The following is a 24,147-nucleotide window of genomic DNA, read 5'->3' as shown; positions in this document are numbered from 1 at the left end:
CAGTCGGCAGGGTACCAACGCAAAGAGGGAGCCATGGGCTCCCTCTTTCTTTTTGTGCGTTATCCCTTAGAGCACCTGGCTCAGGAACTGGCGCAGGCGCGGGGAGGGGGGATTGTCGAAGAAATCCGCCGGCTTCTCGTCCACCAGCAGCTCGCCGCTCTCCATGAACAGCACCCGATCCGCCACTTCCCGGGCAAAGCCCATCTCGTGGGTGACCACCACCATGGTCATCCCCTCGCGGGCCAGCCCCTTCATCACGTCCAGCACCTCGCCCACCATCTCGGGGTCGAGTGCGCTGGTGGGCTCGTCAAACAACATGATGCGCGGCTGCATGGCGAGCGCCCGGGCGATGGCCACCCGCTGTTGCTGGCCGCCGGAGAGCTGGGAGGGGTAGCTCTGGACCTTGTTGGAGAGCCCAACCTTGAGCAGCAGGGCCTTGGCTCTGTCCTCGGCGTCCTTGCGCGACAGCCCACGCACCTTTTGCGGTGCGAGGCAGATGTTGTCCAGCACGCTCAGATGGGGGAAGAGGTTGAAAGACTGGAACACCATGCCCACCTCTTCTCGCAGCTTGTTGACGTCGCCAGGTTCGGTCAGGCTGATGCCATCCACCACGATCTGGCCGTCGTTGATGGTCTCCAGCTGGTTGAGGGTGCGCAGGAAGGTGGATTTGCCAGAGCCGCTTGGGCCGACGATGACCACCACTTCCCCTTCGGCCACCTGAGTGCTGACGTTCTTGAGGGCGTGCACCTCGCTGCCGTAGAACTTCTCCACTGAGCTTGCCTTGATAATCGGATCAGTTGCTGCGCGCATATTTCACCTCCAGACGGCGTACAAGGAAGGAGAGAGTGCCAGTCAGCACCAGATAGAGCAGGGCCACGGTGAACCACACCTCGAACGGGCTGAAGGTGGAGCTCACCACCTCCCGTCCCGCCTTGGTCAGGTCGGTGATGGAGATGACAGACACCAGCGAGGAGTCCTTGATCAGGTTGATGAACTGGCCCGCCAGTGGTGGCAGTACCCGCTTGAAGGCTTGCGGCAGGATCACGTAGCGCATGGTCTGGGCCGAGGTCATGCCAAGGCTGCGACCCGCTTCCATCTGCCCCTTGTGGATGGAGCTGATGCCGGCCCGCACGATTTCCGCCACGTAGGCGCCGGTGAAGACCGCCAGTGCCGCCACCCCGGCGGTGAACCGGTCCAGGTTCAGCACGGTGCCGATAAAGAAGTAGACGATGAAGATCTGCACCAGCAGCGGGGTGCCGCGGATGAGCTCCACATAGGTGACCGCCAGGTTGCGCAGGGCCGGATTGGGGGAGAGCCGCGCCAGCCCCGCCAGGGTGCCGAGCAGGATGGCAAAGATGCCCGCCACCAGCGAGAGCTTGATGGTCATCCAGACGCCCCAGGCGATGGGGCCGGCGGTCCAGCTCAGCTGGGTGTCGAGGGTGTCGCCGCGAAAGACGGTATCCCCTTGCGCCACCTGACCACCGCTGACGGCGATGGGCTGGCGCTGGTTGGGATCGAGATCGTTTTGCAGGAACAGCTTGCCCTTGTCGGCCTCGGTGGTGCCGGCGACCACGGTGCCGTCGAACTCGGCGTAATTTTTCTGCTCCGCCTGATAGGCGATGTATTGGGGGATCCGCTCCCAGCGCCAGGTGTAATCCACCGATTGCACGGCCTTGTAGATGCCGAACAGGGCGGCCAGCACGATCAGCAGAAAGACGCCGTGCCAGAGCAGTTGATTGGGTTGTTTTTCCATCTGTCTTGTTGGGTTGTGCACTGTCGCAACCTCGTTGTAGTTATTGTTTGGGGATCTGCGTGAAGGGGCGGCGGGCCGCCCCTTGCGAGGTTACTTGAGCTGATCAAGCCAGGCGGTGGATTCGAACCACTTCTTGTAGAGGCGGTCGTAGCTGCCGTCGCCCTTGATCTGGCGCAGGTAGTTGTTGAACCAGTTGAGGGTGTCCTGATCTCCCTTGCGGATGGCCCAGGCCAGCGGCTCGAAGGTGAACGGCTTGTCCAGATGCACCACGGCGCCCTTGTTCTGGGTGGCGAAGATGGCGTTGTAGGGCAGGTCGTAGACGAAGGCGTCGACCTTGCCGTTGATCACTTCCAGCTTGGCGTCATCCTGGGTTTCAAACTGCAGCAGGGTGGCTTTGGGGATCAGGCGCTTGACCGCCTGCTCGCCGGTGGTGCCGAGCTTGACCGCGATCTTGTATTTGGGGTCGTTGAGGTCGGTGAAGGACTTGATCTCGCCAGCTTTGTCCTTGCGCAGGACGATGGTCTGCCCGACCACGATATAGGGGTCGGCGAAGTTGACGCGCAGGTTGCGCTGGGGAGTGACGGTCATGCCGCCCATGATGACGTCGAACTTGTCGGTCAAGAGCGCGGGGATGATGCCATCCCAGGCGGTGTTGACGAACTCCACCTTGACGCCCATCTCCTTGGCGACCATCTTGGCCAGATCCACGTCAAAGCCGATGTACTGGCCCTGCTTGTTGGTCATCTCGAAGGGTTGATAGCCGGCGTCGAAACCGACCCGCAGCACGCCGCGCTCCAGCACGGCATCCAGGGTGGAACTGGGGGCCGCGTTGGCCAGCCCGCACAGCAGCAGGGTAGAGAGAATGAGTTTTTTGATCATAAGTGACGTCTCTGTCAAAAGTGTGTTCAGCCTTGAACCTGATCCCGTGCGACTCCGTGGCACAAGAGACTGCTGCATCCGGCAACAGGGCAAGACAGGATTATTGTCTTGATTGAGGCGAAAGCCCCATATGGGATTCTATTTGCCACCAGCTGAGTGAAAAATGTACCAAATGCCGATTGTGCCAGATGACTCAATAGGTTAGTGGCGCATTTTTCCCGTGGCGACACTCATAAAATCACACGAAAACAACATATCTATCTAATGGGGCGGGTTCAAGCCCAAAATGTATTCAGCACATTTTGTTACAAGGGGACCCGCCGTCAGCAGTGCCAATTGCTGCTCAGCTGGTTGGCGTGCGCCAACAATCAGCTTCACACGAGTGGTAAAGGGGATTGGCAAAGAGGTGTGGGTGGCGGGCGCAGACCGACGGCACCCGCGATCAAATCAAGAGACGGGTCTGCTGGCCGGGGTGAGTCAGGCCGCCTCGCGAGGGCGGGGGGCCTGCGCCTTGAGGAAGGGGAGCAGCAACAGGGCGGAGACGCCGGCCGCCACCGAGATCACCACGAAGAAGCCCTGCCAGTGCCAGATCTCCAGCACCTTGGCCAGCGGATAGCCCGACAGCGCCGCCCCCATGTAGGCGAACAGGCCGACGAAGCCGGTGGCGGCCCCGGCCGAGTTCTTGTGGGAGCACTCCGCCGCCGCCATGCCGATCAGCATCTGGGGGCCGAACACGAAGAAGCCGATGGTGAAGAAACAGGCCGCCTGCATCACGTAACTGAAGAAGGGCATCAGCCACAGCGACCCCACCGAGAGCAATATCCCCACCGCGAAGATGAGGTTCATGGGCCCACGGTTGCCGTTGAACAGCTTGTCCGATCCCCAGCCCGCCACCAGGGCACCGATAAAGCCCCCTACCTCGAACATGGAGATGGCCGAGTTGGCACTCATCAGATTGAAGCCGCGCTGCTCGGTCATGTAGAGGTTGCCCCAGTCGTTGATGGCGGTGCGCACCACGTAGACCAGCACGTAGCAGCAGGCCAGCAGCCAGATATAGGGGTTGCCGAGCACGTACTTGCGCAGGATCTGGCGATGGGAGAGCCCCGCATCCTGAGTCTGCTGGGCCAGCTCCAGCGCATCGCTGCGCCACTCGCCCACCGTGGGCAACCCCATGGCGCTCGGGGTATCGCGCAGCCGCCAGCAGAGAAACAGCCCGGCAAGGATGGCGATGAGGCCGGGCACTATCATGCCGTAGCGCCAGCCGTGCTGCAGGGCGAGGGTGCTGACGATGAGGGGGATGAGTGCGCCGCCCACGTTGTGGGCCGTGTTCCAGGCCGACCACCAGAAGCCGCGTTCGCTGCGCGAATACCAGCTGGTGAGCAGTTTGGAGCAGGGGGGCCAGCCCCAGCCCTGGAAGAAGGCGTTGGCCACCCAGAGGGCGGCAAACAGCCACAGCGACGACGAGAGCCCGAACAGGATATTGATGACCCCGGTCGCCATCAGGCCGAGGCCCATGAAGTAGCGAGGGTTGGCGCGGTCGCTGATGATGCCGGAGAAGAACTTGGAGCAGCCGTAGGTGATATAGAACAGGGTCCACAGCATGCCGATGTCGGCCTTGGCCAGCATGCCGCTGGCCAGCATGTCCGGCATGGCGAAGTTGAAGCTCTTGCGGGTGAAGTAGAAGACCGCATAGCCCAGGTACATGGTCAGCAGTATGTGCAGCCGCCAGTGGCGATAACAGGCGTCGATCTCGGCCTGATCGCGGATGAGGGGCTGGGGCGGCGCACTGCGCATAAAGCTCAGCATGACAGGTCTCCCGGCTTGGGGGCTAACTTACTCATGGCTCTCCTCCCGCTTGCGATCGGGCAGGGTCACGGTCAGCTGGGTGCCGTGTACGCAGGAGAGTTGCAGCGAGCCCCCCAGCGCCTGCACCCGCTCGCGAATGCCGAGCAGGCCGTAGCCCTGGGGCGTGCGGTGCTCGGGCAGGCCGCAGCCATCGTCTTCCAGCAGCAGGGTCAGTCGCTCCCCCTGACGCTGGGCCCGGATGGTGACCGAGCTGGCGTTGGCGTGTTTGACCACGTTGTTGAGCCCCTCCTGACAGACCCGAAACAGGGTGACCCGCTGGGCATCGGAGAGGCCGGCGTCCGCCAGTTGCCACTCGAGCCGGGTGACGATGCCGCGGCGCTCCAGCTCAAGCTCGCGCAGCAGGCCACGCACCGCCTGCTCCAGGCTCATGTCGTCGAGTTGGCGGGGGCGCAGCCGGCCGAGCAGGCCGCGCACCGCGTCGTAGATGCCAAGCGACAGGGTCTCGATAAGGGCGCTGCTCTGGCCGACCCCGGTGTTGTCAGGCGCCAACCGGCGCGCTATGCCGGCCTGGGTGCGGATGGCGGTGATGGTCTGGCCGATGTCGTCGTGCAGCTCGCGCGCCACCTCCTTGCGGATGCTCTCTTCGGTCTCCAGCAGCCGTTCGGTGAGCTGGCGGTTGTGGGCGAGCTGGCGGGTCAGCGCCTGGTTGAGCTCGCGCTGGCGCTGGATGCCGGCGCCGAGCAGCAGGCCGGTGAGGCTCTGGGCCAGCAGGGAGAGCAGCAGATCGAGCGGGTGATCGTGCCAGGCCTGACCGGCCATCAGCGCCACCGTGTTCATCAGGGTGGCGAGCAGGGCCCCCTGCCAGCCGTAGCGCCAGGCCATGGCGATGATGGGAATGGCCAGACAAAACGGGGTGAAGCGCACCAGCGAGTCCGGCAGGCCGAGCTGCAGCCAGAGGCTCAGCACAAACAGCAGCAGATACCAGACCAGGTGGCGAAAGCGCCAGTCTACCGGTTGATCCACCAGCGCAGGGCCGAGCGGCACCCAGGTAGCGCGGGTGAGGTAGTGCCAGATCAGCATGCAGGTGGAGGTGAGGGTCAGCCCGCCGGTGAGGGTGAGCAGCAGGGCGGTGAGGCCATCCTCGCCGGCCAGGTGCCAGAGCAGGGATTGCAGCCCGGCCGCCACCGTGACGGTGGCCAGCAGCACCAGCAGCTGCTGCCAGTCGTTGCGCACCGGCTGGCGGCGGGCGATGAGCAGCGGCAGCAGGGTAAGCAGGCTGCCCGCCTGAATGAGCGGCCACAGCGGCAGCCCCACCTCCTGGTTGAGCCAGTAGAGCAGCAGGGATTCGCACAGCAGCAGCGGTGGCCAGTAGGCGAGCGGGCTTTGCAAGAGCAGCCCCAGCCGCAGGCCGAAGGGGAACAGCAGGGCCGCCAGCATGGGGGAGCCCGCCAGGTGTAGGCCAATGCTCCAGAGGCAAAACCAGCCGGCGGCAAAGATGAAGCAGGCCGCCAGCGAGATGGCGACATAGCTGGCCAGACGAGCGATCACCAGCTGTCCAGCATGCGGTGGGCCAGCTCCACGTTGTTGCTGACCTTGAGCTTGTCCATCAGGTTGGCGCGGTGCACGTGCACCGTCTTGGGGGAGAGGCCGAGCTGTTCGGCGATGGCCTTCACCTCCAGCCCCCGCGCCAGCAGCTGCGCCACCTCCCGCTCCCGATTGGTGAGGGGATCCTGGCTGTTGCAGGCGAGCTTTTGGGCGATGTCCGGGGTGAGGTAACAGCCGCCATGGGCGGCGGTGCGTACCGCGGCGATCAGCTCGTCCGGGCTGCAGCGCTTGGAGAGGAACCCCTTGGCGCCGGCCTGCAGGGCCTGCTCGATGAGGGCCGGGCTGTCGTGCACCGACAGCATCACCACGGCCAGCCCCGAGGGGAGGCGCTTGAGCAGATCCAGCCCGGATTGATCCGGCATGGAGATGTCGCACACGCACAGCTGTACCCCGCTGCCGGGCAGACCCGCCAGCGCCTCGGCGGCGGAGCCGAATTCGGCCACCACCCGCAGGTCGGGTTCGAGATTGAGCAGTTGGGCAAAACCAGAGCGGACGATCTGGTGATCGTCGATGAGGGCAATCTTAATCATGATGTCAGCCTGAAATCTGCGGCCAGGGTGCTGGCGCGGCCAACAAGATACCTGCCCCCTCGTCCCGGCTCAAGTGAAAGCGGGGCTGGAGGGCAGGATTGGCGCCACTTCTGCGGCAAAGCTTGATCGGGATCAGCTGCAGGGGCACGCCCGGCGCCGTCATGCAGGCCGGCGCGTGCCCGGGAGGGCTAGCGGTGCAGCTCGCCGGCACGCTCCGGCTGGTAGACCACCTCGAGGATCTCCACCTGGATGGTGCGACCGGCCGGGCCCGGCCAGGCGATGCTGTCACCCACCTTGAGCCCAAGCAGAGCACTGCCGACCGGGGCCAGCACGGAGATCTTCGACTCGTCTCCCTGTACGTCCCGCGGGTAGACCAGGGTCAGGCAGAATTCGTTGCCGCTGCTCTGCATCTTGAAGCGCACCGTGCTGTTCATGGTCACCACGTCCGGCGGCATGTCGGCCGGTTCGCGGATCTCGGCGCGATCCAGCTCCTCCTGCAGGGCCAGGTGCTGGGGATGGTTGCCGAGCAGCTGCTCGATGCGATCGAGATCCAGGCTGGAAATCACGAGATGTGGCTGTTTCATAAGATATTCCTTATCAATGGGTCTGATGGCCAGGATGACGGGCAAGCTGGCCGAAAAAAGAGTGTGCGATACGAAAAAACAGATCGGGAATGCGATGCCCCCAACGACTCGCTGTCAGGGGCGAGGGCGGGGGCTCAACGGGGTGTGAGCAGACTTGACAAAATCATGAGCGCTTTCATGGGGATACCATAACCATTCTGAACTGCTTTGGCAATTCTCCTGACAAGCTTGTCAGGGCGCCTGGTAATCGTACTGCTTGATGATGCGCGCCAGGCTGCCGTCGTCGCGCATGGCGGTGATGGTCTGATACCAGCGGGTCGCCTCGGCGGTTGGAAAATGGGGGCTGGCAGCCAGGTACAGGGGAGACTGTTGCAGGGTTTCGCCGCGCACCAGATCCGCCAGCGGCAGGCCGGCCTGCTGCTGGTTGTAGCGGGCGCTGTTCCAGGCCACCGCCCAGCCCTGGATGCGGCCGAGTGCCAGCTTGTCGGCGTTGTGGATCTCCTCGGCCACCAGCGCCTGTTTCACCTGCGGATAGGGTCGCAGCAGGCTCTGGCCAAAGGAGCCGCGCATCACGCCGACGGTGAGGCCGGGCAGGGCGTTGATGGTGAGAGGGGTCGGGTGGTATTGGTGATGGCTGACCAGCACGAAGGCCTCGTCCATCAGGGGGACAATCCAGAGAAACTGAGGGTCGCGCTGGGGGCTGCGCACCGGCGGCACCAGCAAGACATTCCGGCGATAGCGGGCCTGGCTGAGGGCGCGGGCCAGCGGCATCAGCTCGATGGTCAGCGGCTCCTTGAGCCGGCGGGCGGCCTCTTCCAGCACTTCGATGACCATGCCGCTCGGGGCCCCCTGATTGGAGCGGATCACATAAGGGGGGATCTCGGCGGCGATGACCACCACGGCCCGGGCCGGCAGGGCGGGAAAAAGCAGGGAGCAAAACAGCAGCAGGAGAGCAGAAATTCGCATGGCAGACCTGATCCGGGATGAGTACCCAGAGTGTACCACCCCGTCGGCACAAGTCAGCCCACCCTGTTCGGGGCGTCCCGTCAGTCGAAGAAATCTCGCAGATCCAGAGTCTGGTAGCCCTCCAGCTGCTGCCAGGGCAGGGCTTTGGGCAGGGATTTGAGGGTCACCTCCATCCGGTAGCTGCGATAGCCGTCGAGGCTGGCCGACTCCACCACCAGCGGCAGCTGCCAGCGGCTCGACCAGAGGATGCGGGTGCGCTGCTTGCCCTCGCGCTTCTCATACCAGCGGGCCTGCTCGGGGGCCGCCTTGTCGAGGGGGGTCATCTCCTGCAGCAGGGCCGGGTTGATGAGGTGGCGGATCCTGGGCCAGTCGGGCTTGAAGGCCACCTGGCCATACTCCTCCTCCGGTACCTCCACCAGCTGGTTGTGCCAGTTGTCGGCGTAGCGCAGCTGCAGCTCATCCTGCTGGTTGCGGGTCACCCAGCGCGCCGCCATCTGGTGGGTAAAGTGCTTGTGGCCCGGGGTGGCATCGTGGGCGGCGTGGTAGGCACGGGCCAGGGGGAGGGGAATGAGCCGCTGGCTCCATACCTGATCGCCGACCCGCAGCCACTTCTCCTGCCACTGGCTCTCCTTGCTGATGCCGTCGCTGCTGGTCACTCTGTCCTGATAGCGGATGCGGGCGGCCAGATCGGGGACTTCCTCGGCAAGGAGGGAAAAAGAGAGGCTGCTGGTGAGCAGCCACAAGGGTAATAAATATCGCATCATGCCGTCTCGCTCGAGCGAGCAGGACCCGGCACTTGGCCGGGCCCTGCCGTTTACAGACCGAGCGCCTCCTTGAGCTTGCCGAACACCTTGGTGTTATCCAGCGTCCCCTTGAAGCGGCTGCTGCCGGCGCCGTCGGCAAACAGCATCACATCGCCGCCGCCGTGGGTCTCGGAGCCCAGCTTGACCCCGGTCTCTTGCAGGTAGTCGTCCGCCATCACCTGATCGCTGGTGAGGGTGGGGCGCACGTCGGCGCGGTTGGGGCCGTTGCCGAACACCAGGGTAGTGAACGGCTTGCCATCCACGTCGTTCTGGGTCGAGCCGTCGCCGTTTTTCACCAGATCCAGCACCTTGTTGCCCTTGGCGGAGTAGCCGTTGATGGTCATGGTGTGGTCATGGTCGGCGGTGACCACGATCAGGGTATCTTTCAGATCCACCTTGCCGAGCGCCGTCTTGACCGCCTCGTCGAGCGCCACCGCGTCGGTGAGCGAGCGCTTGGCATTGGTGCCGTGCAGGGCGTGATCGATGCGACCCCCTTCCACCATCAGGAAGTAACCCTGACTGTTCTGGCTGAGCAGATCGATCGCCTTGGCGGTCATCTCAGAGAGGGAGGGCTGGGTGCTCGCCGCCCCCTTGGCGACCCGGTCCAGCTCGTAGTCGAGGTGGGACTTGGCGCTGAACAGCCCAAGCACCTTGCCCGAGTTGACGCCAGCCAGATCATCTTTGGTGGTGACGTAGTGGTAGCCCTGGGCAGTCAGCTCGGCGGTGAGATCCCGCCCGTCGGCGCGGCCACCCTTGTTGCTGGTGCTGTTGTAGGGCGTCCAGTGGTTGGCGCCGCCCCCCATCAGCACGTCAACTCCATCCCCCAGCGCGGTGTTGAAGCCGGCGCCGCCCGGTACCGCCTGCTCGGCGATGGCGTAGGCGGCATCCCGGTGGCAGATGTGGGAGTAAGTGGCGGCCGGGGTGGCATGGGTCAGCTCGGTGGTGGTGACGGCTCCCACCGACTTGCCGGCCGCCTTGGCCAGCTCGAGAATGGTGGGCACCGGCTTGCCGTTGTCGCTGGTGCAGTTGTTGATGCCCTTGTTGCCGTTGACGTCCTTGCCGGGCGCGACGGCCTTGGTGTCGCTGCTCATGGCGATCACCTCGTTGTTCATCTTGACCCCGGTGGTGTAGGCCGCCATGGAGGGGGCCGAATCGGTGGTCTGGGCGTCGTTGGAGAAGGTCTTGATGCGGGCGCTGCGGGCCAGCTTCATGATTTCCAGATTGCCCTCTTCCCCCACCTTGTAGAGGCGGGTGGCGGTGAGCACGGTGGGGCCCATGCCGTCACCGATAAACAGGATGACGTTCTTGGCGTCGCTGGCCTGTGCCTGGGCCGCGCCGCCGAGGGCGGCCAGCAGGGCCGTGCTGACGAGGGTTTTATGCAGTTTTTGTTTCATGACGCTTTTCATGGGAATGCTCCTTACAGCCCGGCCGCAGCCTTGACCTTGCCAAACACGGCGGTGTTGTCGAGTGAGCCGTGGAAGCTCTCCGCTCCCTGGCCGATGGCGCCGAGGAAGACGTCGGTGCCGCCGTGGGTCTCGTTGCCTATCTCGCCTACCTTGACCACCACCTCCTGGTGATAGTCGTTGGCAGAGACGGTGGCGTCGTCCAGCGGTGCCACGCTGCTGCGCGGACCATCCACCCGGTTGTAGCCGTTGCCAAAGCCGATGATGGTGTAGGGCATGCCGTCGGCATCCTTGCTCGGCTCACCGGTTTCATAGTTCTTCACCAGTCCGAGTACGCCTGGGTTGTCGGCGGTGGTCTTGCCGGTTCGCTTGGCGTAGCCGTTCAGCACCAGCGTGTGGTCATGGTCGGCGGTGACCACGATCAGGGTGTTTTTCAGCTCGGGATCGGTTTTCTTCACCTCGTCGATGGTCGCCTTGATGGCGTTGTCGAAGGCGAGGGTGTCCTGCAGGGCACGCTTGGCGTTGGTGTCGTGCAGGGCATGGTCGATGCGACCCCCTTCCACCATCAGGAAGTAGCCCTGTTTCTTGTCCTTGAGCTGCTTGATGGCGGCCAGGGTCATCTGGGTCAGGGAGGGCTCGCTGGCGGGTCGGTCCAGGTCATATTTCATGTGGCTTGAGCCAAACAGCCCCAGCAGCGGCTTGCTCGCATCGGCCTGGTTCAGCTCGTCCAGGGTTGCGGCAAACTGATAGCCCTTGGCCTTCATCTCGTCGATGAGGTTGCGGCCATCCTCACGCTTGCCCTTGTCGGCCTTGGGCAAGAAGAAACTGCTGCCGCCGCCGAGTACCACGTCCACCCCCTCTTTAAGGGCGCTGTTGTAACCGGCGCCGCCGGGTACCAGCTGGGCGGCGATGTCCGCCTCCAGATCCCGGTTGCAGAGGTGGGCATAGGTGGCGGCCGGGGTGGCGTGGGTCACCCGGGTGGTGGTGACCACGCCGGTGCCGCGGCCGGCGGCCTTGGCCAGCTCCAGCAAGGTGGTGACCGGCTTGCCGGCGCTCTTGCTGCAGTCGTTCTCCTGGGTGGCATCGCCGTCCATGCTGATGACACCGTTGTTGCTCTTGACCCCGGTCATGTAGGCGGACATGGAGGGGGCCGAGTCGGTCACCTGGGCGTCGTGGGAGAAGGTCTTGATGAAGGCCGTCTCTGGCAGGGTATCGATGGTGAGGCTGCCCTCTTCACCGACGCCGTAGATGCGGGCGGCGGTCAGGGTGTTGAAACCCATGCCGTCGCCGAGGAAGAAGATCACGTTCTTGGCACCGGGCTCGGGCGCACTGCTGTCGTTGTTGGAATTGCAGCCGGCGGCCAGGGCGGCGCCGATCATCAATGCAAGTCCTGCCATCTTTCTCATTGGGGTTCGCTCCTTGTAAAACCTGAGCGCAGCCTAGAGGTCGCAGATGACACTTTTAGTGAAACTGGATGACAATCCGATGAAGGTGTTGCGTGAATGTTATGTTGTATCAATCACTTATCTATCAATAGCAGAGACTGGCCACACCGGCTGACGAGGGGAGGGGGCGGGCGAAAATCTGGCCGGTTTGCCGGCTGGCGGCTAGAATGGCCTGTCAAATCGGGGCGGGTGCAGGTAAAATGCGCCCCCTTGCGACGCCCTGCGTCCGCCATCGCCCGCCGCTCGCGCCACCGCAAGCCCGCGCCCGCAGTCCCTAGATGAGAGTAACGGATATGTCCATCAACTGGTTCCCCGGCCACATGCACAAGGCCCGCAAAGAGATTGCCGAGGTCATGCCCCAGGTCGATGTCATCATAGAGATGCTCGACGCCCGCATCCCCTTCTCCAGCGAAAACCCGCTGGTGCCCGAGCTGCGCGGCGATACTCCGGTGATCAAGGTGCTCAACAAGGCGGATCTCGCTGACCCCGAGATCACCGCGCTGTGGGTGGCCCACATGGAACAGGAAAAGGGGATCAAGGCGCTGCCCCTGACCCAGCAGGAGCCGGAGAAGATCAAGCAGCTGCTGACCCTCTGCCACGAGATGCTGCCGGAGCGCAATCTGGAGCTGCGCGGCGTGCGCGCCATGATCATGGGCATTCCCAACGTGGGAAAATCCACCCTGATCAACACCCTGGCCGGGCGCATCATCGCCCGCACCGGCAACGAGGCGGGGGTGACCAAGTCCCAGCAGCGGATCAAGCTCGACAACAACGTCATCCTGACCGACACCCCGGGCTTCTTGTGGCCCAAACTCAACCCGCCCTCCTGCGGCTATCGGCTGGCCATCACGGCCGCCATCAAGGACACCGTCTATGACTATGCGGACATCGCCATGTTCGCCGCGGACTACTTCCTCAAGGCCTATCCGGGGCGGATCCAGGCGCGCTATCAGATTGACGCGCTGCCCGAGACCGAGATCGAGCTGCTGGATCTGATTGCCCGTCAGCGCGGTTTCATGCGCAAGGGGGGGCTGTCGGATCTGCACAAGGCGTCCGAGATCCTGGTCAACGAGTTCCGCTCTGGCCTGCTGGGCCGCATCTCGCTGGAGACCCCGCAGATGGTGAGCAGCGAGATCGTGGAGGCCGATGCCGAGGCCGAACAGAAGGCCAAGGAGAAGGCGGAGCGGGAAGAGGAGCGTCAGGCGCGGGCCCGCCGCAAGTACGCCAAGAAGCGTCAGCGCTGACCGGCCTTGTGCCAGGTATAAAGAAGAGGCGACCCGGGGTCGCCTCTTCTCGTTATGGCGTCCTGGATTGAGGGGGAGGCCAAGAGGCCGACAGGCAACCGGCATCTGCCCGTCATCATGGCCAAAGAGTCCGTGAATCAAGGGGATAAGCTAGGCGCCGAACGGTGCCGTGCTGCACCGCACCAGCAGCATTCGCTAAAACCTTGCGATCCTGCTTTCAGTGCCGATTGACAATGGCATTGGCGGTGGCATGATGCGCTCGCATTTTTGACTCTCCTCACGGTTTTACCCATGACCATATACACCCGGCCAGTGCTGTTATTGCTCTGTGGCCTGTTGCTGCTGACCCTCTCCATCGCGGTGCTCAATACCCTGGTACCGCTCTGGCTTGCCCATGAACAGCTGCCGACCTGGCAGGTGGGCATGGTCGGCTCCTCCTATTTCAGCGGCAACCTGCTGGGCACCCTGCTGGCGGGCACCTTGATCAGGCGTTGCGGCTTCAACCGCAGCTATTACCTGGCCTCCGCCCTCTTTGCCGCCGGTTGTGTCGGGCTCGGCATTACCCTTGATTTCTGGAGCTGGCTCGGCTGGCGATTTATCGCCGGTATAGGCTGCGCCATGATCTGGGTGGTGGTGGAGAGCGCGCTGATGTGCAGCGGCAACGCGCACAATCGGGGCCGTCTGCTGGCCGCCTACATGATGGTCTACTACCTGGGCACAGTGCTCGGCCAGCTCTTGGTCAGCAAGTTGCCGACCGGCCTGATGGAGGTACTGCCCTGGGCGAGTGGGCTGATCCTGGCGGCTATCCTGCCGCTGTTGTTCACCCGCATCGTCAGTGAGCGCAGCGAAGCGCAGGGCTCAACCCGGGTCTGGTCCATGTTGCGGCTGCGTCAGGCACGGCTCGGGGTCGATGGCTGCATCATCTCCGGCATCGTGCTGGGCTCCCTCTACGGCCTGATGCCGCTCTACCTGAATCATCAGGGGGTGAGCGATGCCGGCATTGGTTACTGGATGGCGGTGATGGTGAGTGCCGGCATCCTGGGGCAGTGGCCGGTGGGTCGGCTGGCGGACAGGTTCGGTCGCCTGCCGGTGCTGCGGGTGCAGGTGCTGGTGGTGATCCTGGGGTGCGGGGCCATGCTCGGCGGCGTGGCGATGGGGCCGGCGCTGTTCATCCTGGGCGCCGCCGGGTTTACCCTCTATCCGGTGGCCATGGCGTGGGCCTGCGAGAAGGTCGAGCACCATCAGCTGGTGGCCATGAACCAGGCGCTGCTGCTGAGCTACACCATTGGCAGCCTGCTCGGCCCGGCCTATACCGCGCTCCTGATGCAGCACCTTTCGGACAATCTGCTGTTCATCATGATCGCCGGCGTGGCCTTGCTCTATCTGCTGATGTTGCTGCGCCCCATGGGGAAACACTCGACACCGGTGGCCCACGCCTGAACGGGGTGGCAGGGCACCATCCTCGCTTTCCGATAGGGGGCTGGATGGCTCGCATATAAAGCAGAGGCGGCCCAGGGGCCGCCTTCTTGTTGTCTGCAACGGTGGCCAGGCAGAGCTCAATGGCTAGCCGTAGCGTTTGTTCGCCTCTTCAAACAAGGACATATGCAGCGGGATCAGCTGTTGCCAGTCACGCCGGTAGCCGCCGCCCGGTACGGCGGCAATGGGCAGCCCGTGCCGTTGTGCGCAGTCAAAGACCATGGCATCGCGCTGGCGTACCCCCTCATCACTCAAGGAGAGATAGCCGAGTTCGTCGGCATGATGCACGTCCACCCCGGCCTGATAGAGGATGAGATCGGGGGCGTAGAGCCGCAGCGCCAGATTGAGCGCCTCTGCCAGCGTGGTGAGGTAGGCATCGTCCTCCATGCCGCTTGGCAGGGGGAAATCCATGTGGGAGGCGGGTTTGTGGCGGGGAAAGTTGTGCTCCCCGTGCAGAGAGAGGGTGATGATGTCGCGCCGACCCTGGCACAGGGCGGCGCTGCCATCCCCCTGATGGACATCGAGATCGACGATCAATACCTGCTCGCAGCGCCCTTCGTCCAGACAGGTCTGGGCGGCGATCACCAGATCGTTGAACAGGCAAAAGCCGCTGCCAACGTCCCGGTGGGCGTGGTGATAGCCACCGGAGATCTGCAGGCCGCAGCCTTGCGCGAGGGCGTGGCGGCTGGCGGCAAGGGTGGCCCCTACCGAGCGCAGGGTGCGTTCAATCAGCACGGAGGACCAGGGAAACCCCAGCTGGCGAATGGCGCCCGCATCCAGGGTGCCGGTGAGGGCCGCGTCCACATAGTCCGCATCGTGCACTCTCTCTATCTGGGCGCGACTGGCGGGCGCGGCCTCTGTCAGCGGATAACCCAGGTTTCCCAGCTGTTCGAACAGCGCCTGGTATTTGGCCAGCGGAAAGCGATGGCGCGCTGGCAGGGCCAGGGCGGAGTAGAGGGGATGATGGAAGATGCGCAGTGACATGAAGGCTGGGCCTTGGCAAATAGGCAGATATGAAAAAGGGGAGCCAGGCTCCCCTTGTCATGCCCGATAATTCGGGACGAACAGATGCAATTACTGCTGCTGGATCACCCAGATCTGGAAGGCTTTGCGGGTCTCCGCATCGGCCTTGTTGTACCAGTTTTGCAGCTGGGTCAGGGCTTCCGGGTTGCTCTGGGCCTTGCTCGGGGCGACCTGAACCGGGGCGCTGTTGGCGGCCATGACGGCAGCGGTAGAGACGGCGACAGTCTTGGGCTGGTTGAACGCCTTGCCCATGTTGATCAGCTCCTGCTGATAGTCACGGGTCAGCTGGAAGCCTTCCACCTTCGGCAGCACGAATTGCTCGGTGGTGACGACCTGGCCGCTGCTCTTGTCTTTGAGCGTGACTTTCTGTTCCTTGACGAACTGGTTGGCTTCGGATTCGTTGCGCGGCTTCTTGTAGTCCAGCACCAGTTTCTGGTTGTCGGCGGCGGTGAAGTTGATCACCAGCGGTTCGGCGGTGACCAGCTTGGTGTCGCTGCGGCTGGAGTAGTTGCCTTCGAAGGCGACGACCAGTTGGTGCTTGCCGGCTTTGATAGGATAGGTACTCGTCTTGTCGAGCAGTTTGGGATTGATGGATTGGCCATCGATCAGCTGCACCACATAGGGGTTGTTCACTTCCAGTTGGGCATCGGCCAGGGCACTACCTGCCCACAACAGACCAGCCAGGGCTGGCACCAGAACAGTCAGTTTCATTTCATCTCCTTGAACAGTCAGGCGAGTGCCCACTGAAAAACAGGGGCTCATTTTTGCAGGTTTGCCAGAGGGCGGCAATAGGCGTTTATGGCGCCCCTGTCGCGTCTGGGCTCGCGCTTTCCCGATGCAAACTCATCGGGCCAGTGGTGTTGGCTACCTTGGTCAACCTCGGCCCTACTCAATCCGGCGTCGAAATGGCGGCAGGGCATCGAGCAGCCCCTTGCCGTAGCGTTTGGTCAGCAGACGGCGATCGAGAATGGTGACCCGGCCCCTGTCCGCCTCTTTGCGAATGAGGCGACCACAGGCCTGGATTAGCTTGCGCGACGCCTCCGGCACCGTCAGCTGCAAGAAGGGATTGCCGCCCCGTTTCTCGACCCACTCGGCGGTGGCCTCTTCCACCGGCGAGTTGGGGACCGCGAACGGCAACTTGGTGATCACCAGGTTGGTGAGGTAGTGACCGGGCAGATCCAGCCCTTCCGAGAAGCTGCCTGTGCCAAACAGTATGCTGGCCTGGCCGCCATCGCATTTTTGTTTGTGCAGGGTGAGCAGGGCGTTGCGGGAGGCTTCCCCTTGCACCAGCAGGGAGAGTCCCTTGGCCCGCAGACCCACCGCCACCTCGTTCATCTGCCGGTAGGAGGAGAACAGCACCAGGCTCGCCTCCTTGCCGGCCAGCAGACGGGGCAGGATGCTGACGAGCTCCTGGGTGAAGGCGGGTGCACTGGGCTCGTGCTCCATCTTGGGCAGATAGAGTTCGGCCTTCTGGTAATCGAAGGGGGAGCGCAGGCGCAGATAGCGGGTACCGTCGTGCTCTTTGAGCCCCACCTGGTGGCGGAAATAGCTGAAGGAGGAGAGGGCTGTCAGGGTCGCCGATACCAGCACGGCGCCAAGACACCTGGACCAGAGCCACTCCTCCAGCAGGTAGCCCACCTCGATGGGGGAGGCGTGCAGCCAGATGTCGCCGTCATCGCTCTTGACCATCCAGCGGGCCAGCGGCGTCTTGCCCTCTGCCACGTGCCGCCCCAGCATCTCCCACAGGGCGCAGAAACCCTCCAGCCGCTGCAGATAGAAACCGCTCTCCGCCAGCAGGGGCTCGGCATCCTTGCGACGGATCTCGCCATCCTTCAGCGCCTCGCCGATGGCGCCCTGCATTCTGTCCAGCGCCCGCAGTGCCTTCTTGCTCGCCTCCTTGAGGTTCTCCGCCAGCATGGGCAGGGGGTCGGGCAAGACACCATCGGCGAAGCGGCACTGTTTTTCTTCATTGAACAAGCGGTCGTTGGCGGCGAGCCACTGCTCCAGCGCCTTCAGATCCGGCTGCAGGGAGGCCAGCGCGTCCTGCAGCTTGAGCTGGGGATCGAGCAGGCTCTCCTTGTTGAGGGTTCTGGCCAGCTTGCCCGCCCCCTGTGCCAGTTTTTCCAGCCAGCGGCGTGAACCCTTGACGCTGGCCGAGGCGGCGCCGTGATCCCGGGCTATGGTGGGCAGATGATGGGCCTCGTCCAGCACATAGAGACACTCGTCCGGTGGCGGCAGTATGATGCCGCCACCCATGGTGAGGTCGGAGAGCAGCAGGGCGTGGTTGACCACCAGCACGTCGGCCGCATCCATGTCGTTGCGGGCGCGGTGGAAGGGGCAGTGCTGATGATGAGTCAGCGCCTTGTTGCAGGTGTGGCGGTCGGCGGCGATGCGATCCCAGCAGTTATCGTTGATGGGTTTGGGCCAGTTGTCCCGATCACCGTCCCACTTGCCTTCCGTGTAGGCCTGCCACAACGCCTGATAGCAATCCTTGTCGGCGTCTGACGGCTTGTGTTTGCTGAGGGCTCCGAAGTCAAACTCGAAGTTGGCCATCTCGCTGCCGCTGGCAGCCTGCTCCAACAGGTGTTCGCAGCAGTAGCGCTGGCGCCCCTTGACCAGCATGAAACGAAACGGCAGCTCGCTATGGCGATGATAGAAGGGGAGGTCTTTGTGGATCAGCTGCTCCTGCAGCGCCACGGTGGCGGTGGAGATCACCAGCTTCTTTTGAGTAAGGCGAGCCACCGGGATGGCCCCCTGAGCATAGGAGAGGGACTTGCCGATACCGGTGCCGGCTTCGGCCACCAGGATGCGACGCTGTTTGTCATACTCCCCGGTCAGCGTCTTGGCTATCTCGGCCACCAGAAAATTCTGCTCCTTGCGCGGCACAAAACCGGGTAAACCATCGGCTATTTGCCGATAGGTATTGCGAATGGTGGTTTTGAGACGGGTAGACAGCATGAAGAAAATGACCGTTGCACAGGGTGAAGGAAGACAGGATACCTGCAACCGGCAACCTGGGTCGAGGTGTGTGGCAACGCACAGATCCGACCTCTTCTTCTATTTATAAGGCGAGTCGTCGTTATTGTGTGATAAATCACCAATTCGGACGAATTTTGCCAGCGGTTATCGCTGTAAACGTTTTCCCATGGCGTGCAAACAATGTGGGATTCAGGTCACAATTTTTCCGCTGTGACTATGCTTTTCGTAAAAAGTTCCAAGTTTTTTCATTGCGGATTGGAAAACCCGGTGCTAGTCTCGGCGCCATAGTGATGCAAAGTACATCGCTAACACAGGGAATAACAACGACTTAGTGTTTAATTACAGTAGGCATTGGAAACTATGAAAAAGACAATTCTGGCTATTGCTATCCCGGCTCTGTTTGCATCCGCCGCTAACGCTGCAGTGGTTTACGACAAAGACGGTACCACTTTTGACGTATACGGCCGTGTACAGGCTAACTACTACGGTGACACCAACAAATGGGACGACACTGCTGCTGCATACAAAGATGTTGATGCAGAGCTGATTGGCGCTTCTCGTCTGGGTTGGTCCGGCAAGATTGCCCTGAACAACACCTGGTCCGGTATCGCCAAGACTGAGTGGCAAGTTTCTGCTGAAAACTCCGACAACAAGTTCGACTCTCGTCATATCTACGTTGGTTTCGACGGCACCCAGTACGGTAAGATCATCTTCGGTCAGACCGATACCGCGTTCTACGACGTGCTGGAACCGACCGATATCTTCAACGAGTGGGGCAGCGAAGGTAACTTCTATGACGGTCGTCAAGAAGGCCAGATCATCTACTCCAACGCTATCGGTGGTTTCAAGGGCAAAGTGTCCTACCAGACCAACGATGATACCGTTGAGAAAATTACTGACGTAGCTGGTGGTATCAAGAAAACCGTATTCACCGACGTGAAGCGTAACTATGGTTATGCTGTTGCTGCCGGTTATGACTTCGACTTTGGTCTGGGCTTCAACGGTGGTTATGCTTACTCCGACCTGGAAAGCAAAACCAGCAGTGCTGAAGGTGAGAAGTCCGAGTGGGCTCTGGGCGCACACTACGCCATCAACGGTTTCAACTTTGCCGGTGTCTACACCCAGGCTGAAGTTAAGAACGACACCACTGGTTACAAAGACAAAGGCCGTGGTTACGAGCTGGCTGCTACCTACAACGTTGATGCTTGGACCTTCCTGGCTGGCTACAACTTCAAAGAAGGTAAAAAGAATGCCAACCTGAGTGGTTCTTCTTACGAAGACCTGATGGATGCCACTCTGCTGGGCGTGCAGTACTCCTTCACCTCCAAGCTGAAAGCCTACACCGAATACAAGATCAACGGTGTTAGCGGTAAGGACGATGACTGGACCGTTGCCCTGCAATACAACTTCTAATCTAGCCTCTGCGCTGATTTAGTTGATGAACGGCCAAGCTTGCTTGGCCGTTTTGTTTTATCTGCTTCCCACCTGATTTTTCTGTTCTCCTCTGTTGATTATCTTCTCCTTGCCCTCTTTGACTTGCGTCAGTTCACGTTGTCTCTTTTCTGTACTTGGCTCCCGGCCAGCGAATCGCTAGATTATTCAGCTCGTTGCAGGATGTTCGGCAGACAGGGAAGGATGACGCTTGATTGACTTTAGTCACCCGCAGTGGCGGGAGCTGGCCCGCCAGCTGCTGGACAACCCCACCTCGGTGGTCCGCGCCCGTCAGTGGCAACCCCTGCTGGGCCTGCTCAAGGACAATCAGCTGCTGCTGGCACTGGGCAACCACCACTATGAGCTCACCCCCGCTGGTCGCCGCTACCTGACCCGTGAACTGACGCTGGCCGAGATCGCCACGGCGCCGCCCACCCCGGAGGAGTGGCTCCATGGGCAGGGCTGGCAGCTGGCGGAGCAGGTCAACGAGCGGGTGCTGGCCGCGCTCTATCGCAAGAGCGAGGTGAGCTTTACCCCCAACGAGCAGATCGACTTCGAAGACAAGGGGATCCGGCTCTGTTCGGATCAACAGGTGCGCCTGCGCGCCCCCGAGCCGTTCAGCCTCTTTTTCAGCGGCGGCACCCTGCTCGATGCGTCCCCCTGGTTGCAGGCGCTTGGCGAGGTGGCGTTGCCGGAGCGCACCCTGGCCAGTCTCGGCAAGATCCTGTGGGGGGAGGGGGAGCTGCTGCGGGTGATCACCACCGACAGCGTCGGTGCCTTTGCCGAGCTGGTGCTGCCGGCAGGGAGCTTGCTGATCTGGGCTCCCGCCTCGGCGCAGCAGGCGCTGCAGCAAGTGATCGCCGCGCTGCCGCCTCAGGTGCAGTGGAGTCATCTCACCTCCCTCGACCCGAGCGGGGTGGATCGGGTGCTGACTCTGGCCCAGCGTTTGGGTCGGCCGGCCAGCTGGTGGCTGCCCACCGTGCTGGCTCCCATCATGACGGCCTATGCCCTGCCGCTGACTGACTCCCGCCCCTGGGAGCCGAGCCGGATACCCAAGTCATTGTTAGCAGTTTGTAGCGGTTTGGTTGAGTCCAATGGTGGCTTGTCTGCCGAGGTGTGCGCGTTGGCACCACAGTGGCATGCCATCGGTTAAGATTGCCGCAGATCCGGCCGAAAAAGCGGTTTTCCCCCATCCTGCACGGTGATATAAAGAGTTGACGAAGCGCTCGCCAGTGGGCGCTTTTGTTTGCCACGTGTTTTGCGTGTCACGGACGGTGTGCCAACACGCTTTGCCAGCCAACGAACTCAACGGAATACAGGGAATACCATGTTTGAAAAGGTTGTTGCCGCCCCAGCGGATCCGATCCTGGGCCTGACCGAAGCCTTCCGCGCCGACTCTCGCAGCCACAAGATCAACCTGGGGGTCGGGATCTACAAGGATGAGACCGGCGCCACCCCCATTCTTCACTGCGTCAAGAAAGCCGAACAGAAGCTCTTGACCGACGAGAAGACCAAGAACTATCTCGGCATCGAAGGCAATATCGAGTACGGTCGCATCGTGCAGCAACTGCTGTTCGGACAGGATTCCGCGCTGGTCAACAGCGGCCGCGCCAAGACGGCGCAAGCTCCGGGTGGTACCGGTGCCCTGCGCATCGCCGCCGAGTTCGTGGTGCGCAACAACCTCGCCAAGACCATCTGGATCTCCGATCCCACCTGGGCCAACCACGTCAGCGTGTTCCAGGCCGCGGGTCTGACCGTCAAGTGGTACAAGTACTATGACGCGGCCACCAAGGGGCTCGACTTTGCCGCCATGCAGGCGTCTCTGGCCGAGGCGCAGGCTGGTGATCTGGTGCTGCTGCACGGTTGCTGTCACAACCCGACCGGTATCGACCCGACCGCTGATCAGTGGCGTGCCCTGGCCAGGCAGAGTGCCGCCGCCGGCTGGCTGCCGCTGTTTGACTTCGCCTATCAGGGCTTTGCCCGCGGTATCCAAGAGGATGCCGAAGGTCTGCGCATCTTCGCCGAGTGCCACGACGAGCTGCTGGTGGCGAGCTCCTTCTCCAAGAACTTCGGTCTTTACAACGAGCGGGTCGGTGCCTTCACCCTGGTCAGCGCGACCAAGGCGATCGCTGATGTGGCCTTCACCCAGGTCAAGACCGTCATTCGTGCCAACTACTCCAACCCGCCGTCACATGGCGCTGCCGTCGTCACCGCCGTGGTGAGCGATCCGGCCCTCTATGCCGAGTGGGTGGAAGAGGTGGCGGCCATGCGGGTGCGCATTCGCGAGATGCGCGAGCTGCTGGTGGAAAAACTGGCCGCGCGCGGCGTGAACCAGGACTTCAGCTTTATCCGCGAGCAGAACGGCATGTTTTCCTTCTCCGGTCTTTCCAAGGATCAGGTGGAGCGCCTCAAGAGCGAGTTCGCCATCTACATCGTCGGCTCCGGCCGGATCAGCGTGGCCGGTATCACCCGTGCCAACATAGATCCGCTGTGCGACGCCATCGCCAAGGTGTTGTAAGCGAGTCATCGCCATCCGCTCAGTAACAAGTCCGCCGGGTCTCCCCGGCGGGCTTTTTCATTTTTCGGCTTAGGCCTTAACGGCGGCGCTTGCCACCCCCCAACAGGGAGCCGAGCACGCCGCGTACCAGCTGGCGACCCACCTCGCTGCCGATGGTGCGGGCCACGCTCTTGGCGGCGGTTTGCACCACGCCGTCGTGCTGGCCGCCACGGGGGCCGGTGCGGCCAAACAGGATGCCATTGAGGGCATCGAGCAGGCCGCCTTCCCCGTTGGATGACGGCTCGCTGCCTTGCTCGCCAGTGGTTGTCAGCTTGCCGCCGTTGAGCCGCTCGAAAGCAGACTCGCGATCCTCCGGCGTCTCGTAGCGGCCGTGCAGCAGGGAGCCCTGAATGAGCGCCTGCCGCTCGGCGTCGCTCAAGGGGCCGATGCGGCTGGCCGGCGGGGCGATGAAGGCGCGCTCCACCATGCTGGGTCGTCCCTTCTCGTCGAGCAGAGAGACTAGCGCCTCGCCGACCCCGAGTTCGGTGATGACGCCGGCGGCATCGAAGGCGGGGTTGGCCCGCAGGGTGTTGGCGGCGATCCGCACCGCCTTCTGATCGCTCGGGGTAAAGGCGCGCAGGGCGTGTTGCACCCGGTTGCCAAGCTGCCCCAGCACGCTGTCGGGGATGTCGGCCGGGCTCTGGGTCACGAAGTAGACACCCACCCCTTTCGAGCGGATGAGGCGCACCACCAGTTCAATCTTCTCCAGCAGCGCCTTGGGAGCGTCGTTGAACAGCAGGTGCGCCTCGTCGAAGAAGAACACCAGCACAGGTTTGTCGGGATCCCCCACCTCCGGCAACTGCTCGAACAGCTCGGAGAGCAGCCAGAGCAGGAAGCAGGCATAGAGCCGGCTGGATTGGGTCAGCTTGCTGGCGGCCAGCACATTGATATGGCCGTGGCCGGCCTCATCGGTCTGCAGCAGATCCTGGATGTCCAGCATGGGCTCGCCAAAGAAGTGATCGCCGCCCGCGCTCTCCAGGGTGAGCAGGTTGCGCAGGATGGCGCCGATGGAGGCGGTGGAGACGTTGCCGTAACGGGTGGTGAGCGATTTGGCGTTGTCGCCGGCAAACTGCACCATGGCGCGCAGGTCTTTGAGGTCGAGCAGCAGCAGCCCCTCGTCGTCCGCCACCTTGAACACCAGCTCCAACACCCCGCTCTGGGTATCGTTGAGACCGAGCAGGCGGGTGAGCAGCAGGGGCCCCATGTCGGAGATGGTGGCCCGCACCGGGTGGCCCTGTTCGGCAAACAGATCCCAGAACAGGGTGGGGCTGGCGGCAAAGGCGGGGGCCGGGATGCCGAGCTGGGCCAGTCTGGCATCCAGCTTGGCAGAGCCTGCCCCGGCGGCGCCAAGGCCGCTCAGGTCCCCCTTTACATCCGCCAGAAAGACCGGCACGCCGAGGCGGGAGAATCCCTCCGCCAGCACCTGCAGGGTGACTGTCTTGCCGGTGCCGGTGGCGCCGGTGATGAGGCCGTGGCGATTGGCCATGGCTGGCAGCAGGGCGAGGGGATGACCACTGGCATAGGCCAGCGTGAGCGGTTCGGCCATGGTGGGCTCCTTGTGGCAAATGGGGGACTAAAAACAACGGGTTACAAGGAGTGTGGTGGCAGGTGCCGGGGATGGCAAGGCAGTGCCTCGTCAGCGCGCCAGAGGCTGACGAGGCGG

Annotated in this window: 20 protein-coding genes; 5 read left to right on the top strand and 15 right to left on the bottom strand. The window is 62.8% G+C overall.

What is annotated here, in order from left to right; genetic code table 11:
* Positions 1 to 66: 66 nt before the first annotated feature.
* From ACB033_RS04910 to ACB033_RS04860, 11 genes are all read right to left on the bottom strand, one after another.
* Positions 67 to 810, bottom strand: a complete 744-nt coding sequence (locus ACB033_RS04910) for an amino acid ABC transporter ATP-binding protein (protein ID WP_025201436.1) — start codon at positions 808 to 810, stop codon at positions 67 to 69.
* Complete coding sequence (locus ACB033_RS04905; RefSeq protein WP_029305783.1) at positions 794 to 1,753, bottom strand: amino acid ABC transporter permease; 960 nt, start codon at positions 1,751 to 1,753, stop codon at positions 794 to 796. The genes ACB033_RS04910 and ACB033_RS04905 overlap by 17 nt, the downstream gene beginning before the upstream one ends.
* Before the next feature lie 90 nt (positions 1,754 to 1,843).
* The gene (locus ACB033_RS04900) at positions 1,844 to 2,632 is read right to left on the bottom strand and encodes a transporter substrate-binding domain-containing protein (protein WP_019838861.1); all 789 of its coding nucleotides are present in this window, start codon (positions 2,630 to 2,632) and stop codon (positions 1,844 to 1,846) included.
* Positions 2,633 to 3,109: 477 nt separating this feature from the next.
* The gene (locus ACB033_RS04895; RefSeq protein WP_201891970.1) at positions 3,110 to 4,438 is read right to left on the bottom strand and encodes an MFS transporter; all 1,329 of its coding nucleotides are present in this window, start codon (positions 4,436 to 4,438) and stop codon (positions 3,110 to 3,112) included.
* 27 nt (positions 4,439 to 4,465) lie between these two features.
* Positions 4,466 to 5,986, bottom strand: coding sequence for a signal transduction histidine-protein kinase/phosphatase UhpB (gene uhpB / locus ACB033_RS04890; RefSeq protein WP_371140392.1), 1,521 nt, complete (start codon positions 5,984 to 5,986; stop codon positions 4,466 to 4,468).
* Positions 5,983 to 6,573 (bottom strand): transcriptional regulator UhpA, encoded by a 591-nt coding sequence (uhpA, locus tag ACB033_RS04885; RefSeq protein WP_005302722.1) that lies wholly within the window; start codon positions 6,571 to 6,573, stop codon positions 5,983 to 5,985. Before uhpA ends, uhpB begins: the two co-directional genes overlap by 4 nt.
* 188 nt (positions 6,574 to 6,761) lie before the next feature.
* Positions 6,762 to 7,157, bottom strand: coding sequence for a nucleoside diphosphate kinase regulator (rnk, locus tag ACB033_RS04880; RefSeq protein WP_005302721.1), 396 nt, complete (start codon positions 7,155 to 7,157; stop codon positions 6,762 to 6,764).
* Between the two features lie 231 nt (positions 7,158 to 7,388).
* On the bottom strand, positions 7,389 to 8,123 hold the full coding sequence (locus ACB033_RS04875; protein ID WP_139726097.1) for an ABC transporter substrate-binding protein: 735 nt from the start codon (positions 8,121 to 8,123) through the stop codon (positions 7,389 to 7,391).
* An 80-nt stretch (positions 8,124 to 8,203) separates the two neighbouring features.
* Entirely contained in the window at positions 8,204 to 8,887 is a 684-nt protein-coding gene (locus ACB033_RS04870) for a hypothetical protein (protein WP_139726096.1), read from the bottom strand.
* A 50-nt stretch (positions 8,888 to 8,937) separates the two neighbouring features.
* Complete coding sequence (locus ACB033_RS04865) at positions 8,938 to 10,332, bottom strand: alkaline phosphatase (protein WP_065017019.1); 1,395 nt, start codon at positions 10,330 to 10,332, stop codon at positions 8,938 to 8,940.
* An 11-nt stretch (positions 10,333 to 10,343) separates the two neighbouring features.
* Complete coding sequence (locus ACB033_RS04860; RefSeq protein ID WP_139726095.1) at positions 10,344 to 11,735, bottom strand: alkaline phosphatase; 1,392 nt, start codon at positions 11,733 to 11,735, stop codon at positions 10,344 to 10,346.
* Between the two features lie 332 nt (positions 11,736 to 12,067).
* On the opposite strand from ACB033_RS04860, the gene ylqF reads away from it, so the two are divergent.
* Positions 12,068 to 13,018: a ribosome biogenesis GTPase YlqF gene (gene ylqF / locus ACB033_RS04855; protein WP_139726112.1), complete on the top strand. Its 951-nt coding sequence runs from the start codon at positions 12,068 to 12,070 to the stop codon at positions 13,016 to 13,018.
* A 291-nt stretch (positions 13,019 to 13,309) separates the two neighbouring features.
* Positions 13,310 to 14,458 (top strand): MFS transporter, encoded by a 1,149-nt coding sequence (locus tag ACB033_RS04850; RefSeq protein ID WP_017778538.1) that lies wholly within the window; start codon positions 13,310 to 13,312, stop codon positions 14,456 to 14,458.
* A gap of 123 nt (positions 14,459 to 14,581) precedes the next feature.
* Here the strand turns inward: ACB033_RS04850 and ACB033_RS04845 are convergent, their stop codons facing one another.
* From ACB033_RS04845 to dinG, 3 genes are all read right to left on the bottom strand, one after another.
* Entirely contained in the window at positions 14,582 to 15,478 is an 897-nt protein-coding gene (locus tag ACB033_RS04845) for a histone deacetylase (protein ID WP_162519945.1), read from the bottom strand.
* A 90-nt stretch (positions 15,479 to 15,568) separates the two neighbouring features.
* Positions 15,569 to 16,228 (bottom strand): DUF2057 domain-containing protein, encoded by a 660-nt coding sequence (locus tag ACB033_RS04840; RefSeq protein WP_017786232.1) that lies wholly within the window; start codon positions 16,226 to 16,228, stop codon positions 15,569 to 15,571.
* A 174-nt stretch (positions 16,229 to 16,402) separates the two neighbouring features.
* Entirely contained in the window at positions 16,403 to 18,475 is a 2,073-nt protein-coding gene (dinG, locus tag ACB033_RS04835; RefSeq protein ID WP_162519944.1) for an ATP-dependent DNA helicase DinG, read from the bottom strand.
* A 381-nt stretch (positions 18,476 to 18,856) separates the two neighbouring features.
* On the opposite strand from dinG, the gene ACB033_RS04830 reads away from it, so the two are divergent.
* From ACB033_RS04830 to ACB033_RS04820, 3 genes are all read left to right on the top strand, one after another.
* Entirely contained in the window at positions 18,857 to 19,909 is a 1,053-nt protein-coding gene (locus ACB033_RS04830; protein ID WP_065017024.1) for a porin, read from the top strand.
* 229 nt (positions 19,910 to 20,138) lie between these two features.
* Positions 20,139 to 21,080, top strand: a complete 942-nt coding sequence (locus tag ACB033_RS04825; protein WP_024942421.1) for a hypothetical protein — start codon at positions 20,139 to 20,141, stop codon at positions 21,078 to 21,080.
* A 174-nt stretch (positions 21,081 to 21,254) separates the two neighbouring features.
* A complete protein-coding gene (locus ACB033_RS04820) occupies positions 21,255 to 22,445 on the top strand; it encodes an amino acid aminotransferase (RefSeq protein ID WP_017765585.1) in 1,191 nt (396 codons plus the stop codon).
* A gap of 76 nt (positions 22,446 to 22,521) precedes the next feature.
* Here ACB033_RS04820 and ACB033_RS04815 read toward each other — a convergent pair whose 3' ends face one another.
* Positions 22,522 to 24,030 (bottom strand): helicase HerA-like domain-containing protein, encoded by a 1,509-nt coding sequence (locus tag ACB033_RS04815; RefSeq protein WP_371140391.1) that lies wholly within the window; start codon positions 24,028 to 24,030, stop codon positions 22,522 to 22,524.
* Positions 24,031 to 24,147: the final 117 nt, after the last annotated feature.

The organism is Aeromonas sp. S15(2024) (assembly GCF_041402265.1).
Classification (GTDB): Bacteria; Pseudomonadota; Gammaproteobacteria; order Enterobacterales; family Aeromonadaceae; genus Aeromonas; species Aeromonas dhakensis.
This window is presented reverse-complemented; position numbering and strand designations above follow the sequence as displayed.